The organism is Candidatus Paceibacterota bacterium (assembly GCA_041666545.1).
Lineage (GTDB): Bacteria > Patescibacteriota > Minisyncoccia > Phycocordibacterales > JBAYGS01 > JBAYGS01.
Window position 1 is genome coordinate 55,852 of record JBAYGS010000003.1, and the last position, 12,259, is coordinate 68,110.

15 protein-coding genes are annotated in these 12,259 nt (G+C 44.2%); 11 read left to right on the forward strand and 4 right to left on the reverse strand.

Going from position 1 to position 12,259, the window contains the following annotated elements:
* Positions 1 to 4: 4 nt before the first annotated feature.
* The 11 genes from WCT25_03170 (at position 5) to WCT25_03220 (ending at position 10,380) form a co-directional block, all read left to right on the forward strand.
* Complete coding sequence (locus WCT25_03170) at positions 5 to 1,741, forward strand: hypothetical protein (protein ID MFA6536407.1); 1,737 nt, start codon at positions 5 to 7, stop codon at positions 1,739 to 1,741.
* A 10-nt stretch (positions 1,742 to 1,751) separates the two neighbouring features.
* Complete coding sequence (locus WCT25_03175) at positions 1,752 to 2,510, forward strand: hypothetical protein (GenBank protein ID MFA6536408.1); 759 nt, start codon at positions 1,752 to 1,754, stop codon at positions 2,508 to 2,510.
* 33 nt (positions 2,511 to 2,543) lie between these two features.
* Positions 2,544 to 2,900, forward strand: a complete 357-nt coding sequence (locus WCT25_03180; GenBank protein ID MFA6536409.1) for a four helix bundle protein — start codon at positions 2,544 to 2,546, stop codon at positions 2,898 to 2,900.
* Between the two features lie 33 nt (positions 2,901 to 2,933).
* The gene (locus WCT25_03185) at positions 2,934 to 3,371 is read left to right on the forward strand and encodes a PrgI family protein (GenBank protein MFA6536410.1); all 438 of its coding nucleotides are present in this window, start codon (positions 2,934 to 2,936) and stop codon (positions 3,369 to 3,371) included.
* 112 nt (positions 3,372 to 3,483) lie between these two features.
* The gene (locus WCT25_03190; protein MFA6536411.1) at positions 3,484 to 4,119 is read left to right on the forward strand and encodes a hypothetical protein; all 636 of its coding nucleotides are present in this window, start codon (positions 3,484 to 3,486) and stop codon (positions 4,117 to 4,119) included.
* 113 nt (positions 4,120 to 4,232) lie between these two features.
* On the forward strand, positions 4,233 to 4,592 hold the full coding sequence (locus tag WCT25_03195) for a four helix bundle protein (protein MFA6536412.1): 360 nt from the start codon (positions 4,233 to 4,235) through the stop codon (positions 4,590 to 4,592).
* A gap of 68 nt (positions 4,593 to 4,660) precedes the next feature.
* Positions 4,661 to 6,469 (forward strand): DUF87 domain-containing protein, encoded by a 1,809-nt coding sequence (locus WCT25_03200; GenBank protein MFA6536413.1) that lies wholly within the window; start codon positions 4,661 to 4,663, stop codon positions 6,467 to 6,469.
* A gap of 2 nt (positions 6,470 to 6,471) precedes the next feature.
* Complete coding sequence (locus WCT25_03205; GenBank protein MFA6536414.1) at positions 6,472 to 7,239, forward strand: hypothetical protein; 768 nt, start codon at positions 6,472 to 6,474, stop codon at positions 7,237 to 7,239.
* 74 nt (positions 7,240 to 7,313) lie between these two features.
* Complete coding sequence (locus tag WCT25_03210; GenBank protein ID MFA6536415.1) at positions 7,314 to 8,321, forward strand: hypothetical protein; 1,008 nt, start codon at positions 7,314 to 7,316, stop codon at positions 8,319 to 8,321.
* A gap of 8 nt (positions 8,322 to 8,329) precedes the next feature.
* The gene (locus WCT25_03215; GenBank protein ID MFA6536416.1) at positions 8,330 to 9,151 is read left to right on the forward strand and encodes a hypothetical protein; all 822 of its coding nucleotides are present in this window, start codon (positions 8,330 to 8,332) and stop codon (positions 9,149 to 9,151) included.
* A gap of 5 nt (positions 9,152 to 9,156) precedes the next feature.
* On the forward strand, positions 9,157 to 10,380 hold the full coding sequence (locus WCT25_03220; protein MFA6536417.1) for a hypothetical protein: 1,224 nt from the start codon (positions 9,157 to 9,159) through the stop codon (positions 10,378 to 10,380).
* A gap of 53 nt (positions 10,381 to 10,433) precedes the next feature.
* Here WCT25_03220 and WCT25_03225 read toward each other — a convergent pair whose 3' ends face one another.
* The 4 genes from WCT25_03225 to rpmH are packed head-to-tail and all read right to left on the reverse strand — an operon-like array spanning position 10,434 to position 12,200.
* A complete protein-coding gene (locus tag WCT25_03225) occupies positions 10,434 to 10,922 on the reverse strand; it encodes a R3H domain-containing nucleic acid-binding protein (protein MFA6536418.1) in 489 nt (162 codons plus the stop codon).
* A 15-nt stretch (positions 10,923 to 10,937) separates the two neighbouring features.
* Positions 10,938 to 11,672: a YidC/Oxa1 family membrane protein insertase gene (locus WCT25_03230; GenBank protein MFA6536419.1), complete on the reverse strand. Its 735-nt coding sequence runs from the start codon at positions 11,670 to 11,672 to the stop codon at positions 10,938 to 10,940.
* A 36-nt stretch (positions 11,673 to 11,708) separates the two neighbouring features.
* The gene (gene rnpA, locus WCT25_03235) at positions 11,709 to 12,047 is read right to left on the reverse strand and encodes a ribonuclease P protein component (protein ID MFA6536420.1); all 339 of its coding nucleotides are present in this window, start codon (positions 12,045 to 12,047) and stop codon (positions 11,709 to 11,711) included.
* Between the two features lie 18 nt (positions 12,048 to 12,065).
* On the reverse strand, positions 12,066 to 12,200 hold the full coding sequence (gene rpmH, locus WCT25_03240; GenBank protein MFA6536421.1) for a 50S ribosomal protein L34: 135 nt from the start codon (positions 12,198 to 12,200) through the stop codon (positions 12,066 to 12,068).
* Positions 12,201 to 12,259 lie beyond the last annotated feature (59 nt).

The following is a 12,259-nucleotide window of genomic DNA, read 5'->3' on the forward strand; positions in this document are numbered from 1 at the left end:
AAAAATGACCAGACTCAAAAAATATCTGCCATATATCCTGATTGCCGTAATCCTTTGCGGTTTGGCCTTTTCACCTTTACTGATAAACACCGACCATGCTTTGGCGGCTACAGCCGGAGGTTCGTCTGACACCCCGGGTGGAGAGGGTGGACTAATCAGCACAGTGGCAAGCGGAGTCTTCGATAAATTTATGTCGTCGGTCACTTACATCATCCTCTGGCTAGTCGCGAGGATTACTTGGGTCTCCGGCGCCCTGCTCGACCTTTCTGTCTACTACAGTTTGAACTTGGCCACCCTCTTGTCGAGAACTAATATTGTCACTATCGGCTGGACAATTTTCCGCGACCTGGCCAATGTTTTCTTCATTTTCATCCTCCTTTATTACGGTATTAGAATGATTATCAGCTTGCCGGTTGATAAAAATTTAATCACGCGATTGATTGTGGTCGCCCTGCTTATCAACTTCAGCCTCTTTATCAGTCGGGTAGTGATTGACGCTTCAAATGTGGTGGCCTTACAATTTTATAAAGCCATTCGGCCAAACTATACTACTGATATATCTAACCCAGATTTTTATTTGGACAACATCTCGAGCCAATTTATGTATGGCTTGCAACTTTCGAGCACCTACGACCCGGGCTCTGGCGATAAAAGTGTCCTTCGAGATACAGCCGGTATTGCTTCGAAGAAAATTATCGTGATGATAATGGGCATAATCTTGCTCTTGGTGGCGGCTTTCGTCTTCGCGGCCGCCGCGATTCTCTTTACCGTGCGAACGGTAGTTTTGATACTCCTGATGATTCTTTCACCAATCGCTTTTATCGGCTCTCTCATACCCAAAACCCAAAGTTATTCTGAAGAATGGTGGACCCAACTTTTCAATCAGTCATTTTTTGCTCCGGCCTACTTGGTTATGACCTATGTCGTTTTGAAGGCTCTCGGAGGTATCCAAACGATGATTCCTGTACCGGCCGGTGCCTCTTTTACCGACGCTTTCGGAGGAATGGCTTTAACCAGTGTCTCGATAATTATGAATTATGTAATTCTGATTATCCTGATGCTTTCTTCTTTGATTATTGCCAAGAGAATGGGCGCTCACGGGGCCGATATGGCACAGAAGGCGGCCGGCAAGATGTCGTTTGGGATGGCGGGAGCCTTCGGCAGAACAACCTTCGGCAAAGTCGCTCAATCTTTTGGCGGCAGTAAATTTGCGCAGGGTATGGCTGCCAAATCTGGGGCCGTTGGCGCCGCCAGCAGGTTAGCACTCAAAGCCACGAATGCTGTCGGCCAGTCTAGCTTTGACCTCAGGGCAACAACGATGGCCGGTGGGGGTATAAGCAGTCTTGTTGGCGATGTTGGAAAACCAAGAACAGCAAAAGAACTAGCAAAGGAGGCCGAGGAGGATCGTAAAGTTAAAGCTCAGGCACAGGTCAAAGCTGATAACGCCAGATTGGGCCAGTCAATTTCCAATCTCGCAACAACCAATCCTGCTGCTATCCCTGGAATTGTCAGTAATTTAGACAAGGACCAGTTTAAGTCTATTGATCCAAAGATTTTTGTTAACAACTCAACCGCTGCTCAGAGCCTGGAACCAGAACAGCTTAAAAATCTACAGAACAACCCCGACATTACTCAGGCTGACCGTCGCGCAATTAGACAACACATTTTGAACCTTGGTGCTGTAGGCACACCTACCCACACCTTCATGGATAGTGGCCCTGGTAGTGTTTTGTGGGCATAAAACCTAAAACATGAGATACGACTCAACAAAACTAAACGAAATTTATAAAACCCTGCCAAAAGATGTTCAGGAAGCGATGTTTTCGGTTGACTCCGCCAACGCTGTTCAAAAAATCGGCAAAGATAACGGCTTGATGATTGATAAAATGGGTACCCTTGGTCAAATGGTTGGTCTGGTAATGCTCGGTGTCATTAAATCCGTGAGTTTCGCCAAAGAAATCGAACACGAACTCGGAGTCAACTCAACAACCGCTCAAAAGATTGTCGCTCAAGTAAACGAGCAAATCTTTTTGCCAATCCGAGAATCGCTCCGGAAAATTCAAGAAAAAGAAATCAAGCCGGAATGGGACAGTGAATCAACCACCACCTTAAACCACGAAGATGTGTTGAAGGGGATTGAGGAACCCGGAGCAGTCACCGCCGATAAGCAAACCTTACTTAGCGAAAGCAAACCGGCGACCGCACCGGCGCCAGTCAACTTGCCGACCGGACCGATGGGGAATGCACCGGCAGAAATCAACGCTTGGCCAAAATCACCTGAAATAACGAAAGCCCCACTCGAAACATCGGCAAAACTAAAAGTGGAAAGCATGGGAGTAAATATCCTTGAGGATAAAATGAGTAAAGTTGTCCATATCGCTAAAGAAACTAAAATCATTGAGCCAGAACCTTCAAAATTGCCGCCAGTTGCTCCGAAACCACCAACTCCACCCTCAATGCTGAAGAAGCAATATGGGACAGTTGATCCGTATAGAGAACCGGTAAGCTAGTTTGTAGTGAGTAGTGGGTAGTGAGTAGTTAAAATGCAAGTCAAAACTTACAAAGATCTGATTGTTTGGCAAAAGTCTATGGAGCTGGCCACTTTGATTTATAATTTAACCAAAGAGTTCCCAAGAGACGAGGTCTATGGCTTGTCTTCACAAATCAAACGGGCCGTAATTGCAATCCCATCGAATATCGCCGAAGGACAACGCAGGAAGGGGACGAAAGAATTTATTCAATTTCTACACATCTCTTATGGGTCTGGAGCAGAACTGGAAACTCAGCTGGAATTAGCCAAAAGACTATCTTTCGGTAATTTGAATAGCTATACTGTCATAGAAAACCTTTTAAACGAAATCATGCGAATGTTAAATAAGTTAATTTACTCACTTCACTAACTACTCACTACCCACTACTCACTACCAACTCCTATGCGTTTCCAAACACCGCAATTCATAGAAATCGAGGACAAAATTTTTGGGCCTCTCACCCTGAAACAGTTCATCTACCTTTTGGGTGGCGCTGGTTTGGCTTTCATTTTTTACCGATTCCTTAATATTTTTGTGGCCGTACCCCTAATCATTGCCTCCTTGGGCTTTGGTATCGCTTTGGCTTTTTATAAGATCAACAACAGACCATTTGCCTATATTATTGAAGTCGCGGCCAAATATTTCCTACGCAACAAACTTTACATTTGGAAGAAAAAAGATAAACCGGTAGTCCAGAAGACGGAGAGCAGTGAAGAAGACCTGGTTTCCGGGCTTTATGTCCCCAAACTTTCTGACAGCAAATTAAAAGATCTGGCCTGGAGCCTGGACATCAAAAATGTTGAGAACCCTGGGACTTCCGAGACCATGCGAGGAAAATAATGGACCTAATCGTCATAATATTTTTTTGATTTTCCTCTGTTTTGGGATTTATTTGGAGCTTGGTGTTTGTTATTTGGTGCTTCTTTATTGGGTTTTATGATAAAATGGCTTTATGGCAAAAGCGAGCAGTTCAGAAACAACTCAAGGATTTGTTCCGATTAAGGAAGTCAGAGACGGCATCGCCGTTTTGAAAAATGGCGGTTTAAGAGCAATTCTTTTGGCTTCTTCTTTGAATTTTGCGTTGAAATCGGCCGATGAACAGCAAGCTATCATTTCTCAATTCCAAAACTTTTTGAATTCATTGGACTTCTCGGTACAAATTTTCATCCAATCACGCCGACTAGATATCAGGCCATATATTGCCCTACTCGAAAGCCGGTACAAAGAACAGCTTTCGGATTTAATGAAAATCCAGACCCGAGAATATATCGAGTTCATCAAGAATTTTACCGAAAACACCAGTATTATGAGCAAAAGCTTTTTTGTAGTCATTCCTTACACCCCATCAGTTCTCGGTTCGGGTTCAAAGGGCCTCCTGGGCCGAAAAACCGAAAAGGTGACTCCGCAGACCTCGATGGAAAACTTCGAGGAAGACAGGAGCCAGCTCGACCAAAGAATTTCTGTCGTGGCCCAAGGGCTGACTCGATCCGGCATCAGAGTGGTACAGCTTGGCACTGAGGAAGTTATCGAGCTTTTCTACAAAATTTTTAATCCGGGTGAGAGCGAAAAACCGATCCAAGTAAAATAGTGGCTATTTTACTTGGAATCACCAAACACCAAGAAACAAATTCCAAGCAAACTCCAATAACAGAAACCTGAAAACTTTAGTTATTGTTTCTTGGTTATTGATTATCTACATCCATGATTCATAAGTTTGATTTAGAAAAGCGAACGACAGATTTTGCAAAAGAAACCATCCTACTTTGCAGGAAATTACCTAAAGACCCGATAAACAACCGCCTAATGGGACAAATTGTCGGTTCTTCCGGCTCTATTGGAGCTAATTACCGTGAAGCTAATGACTCACTGGGTAAGAGAGACTTTATCCACCGTTTGAAAATATCCCGCAAGGAAATCAAGGAAACACTCCATTGGTTTGATTTGATTGAGACGGCCAATCCTAATTTCAAACCAGTGATACTGCCCCTCGCTAAGGAAGCGACTGAACTGCGAAATATCTTTTCGGCGATTATTAAGAAATGCGAGGACAAGCAAGTATAGTATAATTGTATGACTGGTTATTGATGTTTGTTTGGTTATTGTTTCTTGGTTATTGATTATTTACACCTATGAGTTTCTTAAGTAACTTATTTACCAAAAAGAAAACGGTCTCAGGTATTTCTCCAATTTTGCCACAGGAAATTTATCAATCCGGAGTTTTGGAGTTGCAAGATATTATCGCACCTTCCGCCCTCAAAATCAGTCCCAAGGAGCTTAATTTGGGCGAAAAGATTGTCCGGTCATTTTTTGTGATTTCTTACCCTCGTTTCCTTTCGGAATCTTGGTTTGCGCCAATCATCAACCTCGACAAAGTTTTTAATGTCTCGATTTTTGTGCACCCAATCGACACCGTCAAAGTTCTGCGCCAATTCCAGAAGAAAGTCGCCGAGGTGCAGAGCCAGATCAGCGCCAGGGAATCAAAAGGCTTGGTGAGAGACCCGATGCTTGATACTGCTTATCACGATTTGGAACAACTACGCGATAGCCTGCAACAAGCCCAGGAAAAACTTTTTGATGTCGGCCTCTATATCACCATTTACGGCGATAACGACAATGAGTTGGACAAAATTGAATCAGAAATTAAATCAATTCTCGAGTCTAAACTTGTGTATGTAAAACCCGCCCTTTTCCAACAAGAGCAGGGCTATATCAGTTCGCTACCGATTGCCGACGACCAACTCCAGGTTCACTCAAAGCTCAATTCCACCCCTCTTTCCAGTCTTTTCCCGTTCGTGTCTTTCGACCTAACTTCAGATAAAGGCATCCTTTACGGCGTTAATCGCCACAATTCCAGTCTGGTGCTTTTCGACCGCTTCTCGCTTGAAAACTACAATTCGATTACCTTCGCCAAATCTGGCGCCGGAAAATCGTACGCGACTAAACTGGAAATTTTGCGAACTCTGATGTTTGACGCCGATGTCATCGTAATTGACCCGGAAAAAGAGTACGAATACATGGCCGAGGCGACCGGTGGCAAATACTTCAATATTTCCTTAACTTCCGAACATCACATTAACCCCTTCGATTTACCGACGCCGAGCGAAGACGAGTCTCCGGCCGATGTTTTGCGTTCCAACATCATCAACCTGGTCGGCTTGTTTAGAATCATGATGGGTGGGCTTACCCCGGAAGAAGACGCGATTATTGACCGGGCCATTACCGAAACCTACGCCCTGAAAGACATCTCGCCCGATTCCAACTTTGCCAATATTGAGCCACCGCTACTTTCAGATTTCGAATTGGTCTTGGCCGGCATGGAGGGCGGGGAATCGTTGGTACAAAGAATCACCAAATACACTAAAGGCACCTGGTCCGGTTTCCTCAATCGGCCGAGTAATGTGGAAATCGACAAAAAATTTGTTGTTTTCTCTTTGCGAGACATGGAGGAGGAGCTCAAACCAGTCGCGATGTACATCGTCACTCATTATATTTGGAATGCCATCAGAAAACACCTGAAGAAACGCCTACTGGTCATTGACGAGGCTTGGTGGATGATGAAATCCGATGATACCGCCTCGTTTCTTTTGAGCCTCGCCAAACGCGGACGAAAATATTATTTAGGCCTGGCCACAATCACCCAAGATGTTGATGACTTTTTGCGTTCGCCTTACGGTTTACCGATTGTCACCAACTCCTCAATTCAAATTTTACTCAAACAATCACCGGCCGTTATAGACCGACTGAAGGAAGTCTTTAACCTAACAGATGAGGAAAAATATTTACTTCTGGAATCTGATGTCGGGGAAGGGATTTTCTTCGTCGGCCTTAAACATGTTGCCATCAAAACTATCGCTTCATACACCGAGGACCAGATTATCACTTCGGACCCATCTCAAATTCTAGCTATCAAAAAGGCTCGCGCCGAGCTTAATTCTTAAACATGGCTGTTAAAGAGCGTATCGACAACACTACTGCCGGCTTGATGATTGCGGCCGCCTTTTTCCTCTTTGATTTAGTTGGCGGACTAGTAAATCTTATACCTTACGCAGGACAAGTTTTAAGCGATTTGGTCTCATTGACTGGCTTTTTAGTTATGGGCTTTTGGTTTATTTTAAAGGGAGTTAAGTTTTTGGACGGTGAAAATATCGGCAAAAAGGCCGGTACGCTGGCGTTTTCAATAATAATCGAGGCAGTCCCAATATTAAATGTTTTGCCGGCCCTGACATTTTTTGTAGTCAGGACAATTATCATGGTAAAATCAGAGGATAAGGTTAATGCCTTAAAGGAATCAACTGGTGCCGTGGGCAAGTTGGCGGAACGTGGCCACTCAAAGTCCAAAGGTAAATCCGAGAAGCCGGACGAAACACCGGCAGATGAGGACGGCGAAGAATCCGAGGAGTCTGGACCAGACTCTGGTCAAAGCGATACAGATGGGACATCAGCAACTCAAGAATATAATTCTGCTCCTATCGCCCATAAGGCATTTGGTGGCGTAGATACTGGATCAATCAAAGACAGGAGCTTACGAGGGCCAGATTCAATCGATGACACCCCAGAAGAAAAATTGGCGGAACTGCAGTCTGGTCCTGGTGGACCAGATATAGTAGAAGCCGGCAACGAACGCCGGCGAGAAAAATTCAAAGAAATGATAAAAACAGGCGACGACCTACACCAAAACTCCTCTGGAGTTTTTCCGGACAGAAGATAAGGTAATTTGACTGAAACATTACGCAGTTTTGAAAACATAATGAGACTTTGATGATATAATTGAAAGTGTTAATTATGAAAAAGCTAATCCTTGTTGCTCTCACGATGTTTCTGTTGGTGAATGGAGCTCTCTCCTCCGCCCAGACCATCGATTTGACCCAAAATCTCTCGGTCACTCAAAATCCAGAACGACCAAGAGCTTACGATACTGTTTCGATTTCAGTTGAAAGTTATTTGGTAGACTTAAATTCAGCTTCAATTACTTGGTCAGTAAACGGCAAGCTCTCGGAAAAGGGGACCGGCAACAAAACTTTCAAAATTAAACTCGGGGCGGTTGGCTCTTTAACCACGGTTGGCCTAAGCATCAAAGCCAGAACCGGCGAATCAATCGACAAAGTCTTTGCTTTACGCCCATCTGAAGTGGACCTTTTGTGGGAAGCCCAAACCTATACCCCGCCTTTTTATAAAGGCAAGGCCCTTTTCTCCAACCAGGGCCGTTTGAGGATTATTGCGGTGCCAAATTTTAAAGATTCGAGTGGCAAAACTATTTCAGCCGGCAATTTAATCTATACCTGGAAACAAGACGACCAGGTTTTGGGCAATCTTTCCGGTTATGGCAAATCCACTTTAATTGTTGACGGCCCGCTCTTGCCAATTCTAACCACCATAAGTGTCCAAGCGATGACCGCCGACAGTCAACTAGTCGCAGAAAGTCGTCTCTCATTAAGGTCTCTGACTCCTAGTATTTTATTTTATGAGAACAACCCGCTCTACGGCATTATGTATCATCAAGCCATGGGCTCTGCCTTTACTTTACGCGGTTCAGAAATTACTTTAGCCGCTGAACCATATTTCTTCTCTGGTCACGAAAAAACGACTCTGGAAACCACCTACGACTGGCAACTCAACGGTGTTATTGTAGGAGATAACGAGAACGGCGAGGTCACCTTAAGAAATGATAAGGCCCAAACTGGCCAGTCGATTTTGAGCCTGGAAATAACCAACAGCCAAAAAATTTATCAATCGGCCCGACAAACCTTGACCTTGAATTTCTCTAGCGAAGGTGCTAACCCAACCTTCTAATGAAAAAAATGTCTAAAAATTTACGGCAGACTTTTTTAATAATTTATGTGGTTTTTCTTTTCAGTTCTTCAGTCATTACTGCTCAAGCCGCTGAACCTGTCAATTATATCCCTTTGGAGCCGTCTTTTTTAGGGCTTCCTACTGGCAGCACCGGTGGTATCACTTTTGGTGAATATCTCACTAGGTTTTTCTCCACTGTAATCGGTCTAGCGATTATCTTGGCCGTCTTAATGATTGTTTGGGGCGGCTTTCAATATCTCTCAACCGACGCAATCACCGACAAACAAGAAGGGAAAGAGAAGTGGACTCAAGCGATTTATGGTCTAGTTTTGGTCCTAGCATCCTACCTCATCCTCCAGACAATCAACAAACAAATTATCACCATCCCTAATACTATTTTAAACCCTGGGAACATAACTTCTCATAGGGTGGAACCGATTGGTAGTGACGCAGCGATGAATGAAGCCGACCGCCTGGCCAACGCTCAAGCCAACCGACAAATCTCGGACATTAACGCCAAAATTGAAGTAGCCCAAACTGAGGAAGAGGCAATTGATTTATTAAACCAAGCCGAGCAAGTTAAGCAGACCAGACTAGACGAACAAAAAACCGCCCATATCGCCGACACTCAAAGTTTTTTCGCGACTGAATTCCCAAAACTTCAGGAGAACTTTTCAAACGGACTTAAAAATCAGGTCGCAACTAACCGTGTGGCAATTCTGGAGAAACTCAAGGAGTTGACAACTTTTCTGGACAGAAACGGTTATGGAGCCGACGCGGACCGAATTCACCAGGAAACCGTCGCCAGACTTAACCAATATCCAAACTAATTAAAATGTCAAAAAAAGTTATTTGGGTTCTTATAATAATATTAATCTTAATAATAGCCATCGCTATCTTCGGCTACTTCTTTTTGCAAACTCCGACTGGCCAGAAATTTGTGCAAGACAACGGGCTTTCCATCTTTATGCCTTTCGGCAATCAGGACCTACCACCGATAACTGGCGGGACTGGTGGCGGATTAGGGGTCAGTACTACCACCTTGCCTTCGACCGAACTGCCCTCGACCGAACCTTTGCCTAAATTGAGGAAAATCTGGGCCTCACCGACAGCGGGAGCAATCATTTTCTCTAAAAACAATACTAGTGACATCCGCTTTACCGACCGAAGTACCGGCCACATTTATGAGATGCTCGCCACCGACCGAGAGCCGGAGCGAATTTCTAACACGACAATTCCTAAGGTTTATGAGGCCGTTTGGAGCCCCGACGGCAACACTGTATATGCCAGATACTTAAAAGGAGAGACTAGCCCGAGCATTGAAACCTATGAAATAAAACTGGCTTCAACTACCGGTCAGGATTTTATTGGAACTTTCCTGCCAAAAAACATCTCAAGCCTGGCAACGAACCCCGCCGGCGATAAGGCTTTCTACTTGTCGCGAGAGACCGCCGGTGCCACCGGTTATGTTTGGCAAAAGAGTGGTAAGAGCCGAATCAACATTTTCTCTTCACTTTTATCGGAATGGTTGGCCTCTTGGCCAAACGACACTTTTATCCTGCTTACAAATAAACCGAGCGGTACTTCACCGGGTTTTGCCTACCTGCTAAACTCAAAAACCAGCGAGATTAAAAAAATTGCGGAAGGTTTTAAAGGGCTCACTGCCTTAGCGAACGCAAAAGCCGATCTGGCCCTTATTGGTGGCAACGGACTAACAATCGGCACATGGAGACAGAAGGACAACAGTCTAAACAGCCTACCAATCAGCACTTTGCCAGAAAAATGTGTTTGGAAGGATGACCAGGCTGTCTACTGTGCTGTGCCGGACTCTATCCCCGAAGGGGTCTATCCTGACAGTTGGTACCGGGGTGCTGTCTCTTTCAGGGATTCGCTTTGGGAAGTGAATACCGCCACATTAACCACCAATCTCACAATATCCCTTAGTCTCACGGCAGGGGAAGATTTTGATGTCATTTCACCAGTGCTAAGCCCAGACAAAAAGAGTCTAATTTTCATCAACAAAAAAGACTTGAGTCTCTGGCTTTTGGAACTGCAATGAGACTCACAACTTACAGTTAGAGAATAAACAAAAAAGAGGCGAGTGCCTCTTTTTTAAAACTCCTGCGCCAACTCGGCCGGCTCTTTGTTTTCAATATATTTGATGACCACCCTTCGACCCTGACCCATTCCAGTTGATTCGGTGACAACATTCGGTTCAGATTCCAACAGTGTGTGAACCAACATCCTCTCAAACGAGGTCATTGGGTCCATCTCGATACTACTTTTGAAGGAGACGGCACGGTCTGCCATGATTTTTGCTTTAGCGCGCAAACGATTGAGCATCGACTCTTGATAATCATTAACATCAACCGAAAATTCAGTCTCGTCCTCACCCAGCTGTTTGCCGGCCAATTTTCTCACCAGGTGATTGAAAGCGGTAAAGTGTTCACCTCCTTGTCCGATTAAAAGACCTGACTCTTTGCTGCGAACCACAAAAATCGGCCTTTTTAGAATTTGATGATTTACAAGTTCAATGCTTTCAGTCTCAATCGAAAGTTTCTTAAGCAGTTCCTCAATGATTGTTTTAACTTTCGGTTCCATAGCTTATTTCTACGCCTAGGCGGGCTTTTGGTCAAGTCGATAACGCCGTCGCACCACGATTTCCTGGCCAATTGCAAAGAGATTGCTAGTCACCCAGTAAAATCCGACCACGGCCGGCAGTTGGTAGGCAATGATGATAATGAAAACCGGCATTACGTACTTCATCTGCATGCTCATGCTCCGAGCCAAGTCATCTTTGAAGGAAGGTTTGTCGGATTTGGCCGGAGTGGCCGGCAAGGCATAACGCATTTGGAAAAACTGACTGACACCGGCCAAAAGGGCAACGAAAATACTTTTCTGCGAGATGTCTAAAAGTCCAAAAAAATTCATGCTGATTAAATCCGGCACTGGAACAAAGTTGTAAAGCAAGCCAGCATTAACCTGTGGCAAACCGCCATTTAAAAAGACCCAGTAAAGAGCGAGAATGATTGGAATCTGAATTATGACCAAAAATATTCCGGCAAGCGGATTAAGCTTTTTCTCTTTATAGAGAGCCATCATCGCGCGAGCCTGCTCCTCGCGGTTATCTTTATGTTTATTTTTTAAAGCGTCGAGCTCTGGTTGGATTTTTTTCATAATCATCTGAGTCTCGACTGACTTCTTGGAAAGAGGGAAAAGGATTAGTTTTACCAAGACAGTAAACAAAATCACAATTAAACCGGCATCTGCCCATGGGAGAACATGGAATAAAAAAATTAACCCGTTGTATAGCGGTTTGTAAAAAATGGCTTGAAACAAGGTCGAAATCATCGACCTATCTTAGCTTATTTTGGGAGTTTTTTCAAACTAAGCCACCCGCAGTCCGGCTGAGGCTAAAATATCCTCGATTTCTTTCTTCATCCCTTTAAAATTAAGTTTTCCGACACCTGGCTTTAAAAAAAATACCGCCGAGAAATTTTCCCTTAGGTTGGGAAGAAGTTTCCGAACAATTGAATACCCGCGCCTCTTCAGTAAATTCCTTTTCACTGCGGAATCGGCAACTTTTTTAGCAACAACAAAACTTACCTTTCTACCCTCGAAGCTTTGCAACAAGCGTAGGGAAAGGTTGGGGGAGTGGAAGTTTCTGCCAGATTTAAGAATTTCCCCGAAAAGTTGTTTGGAGACTTTTTGACTTCGGGCCAACATAAAATCGGGTGACGAAATTTAGACCGAGATTTTCTTTCGTCCTTTTTGGCGGCGTTGTTTGAGAACTTTCCGGCCACCGGTCGACTTGGAGCGTACCAAAAATCCGTGAGACTTGGCGCGTTTTCGTTTTTTGGGATTATAAGTGAAAGACATTTTTTTAAAAATTAAGTCTTAACCCTACCTGTTGGCAGAGAAAAACTCAAATAAATTAT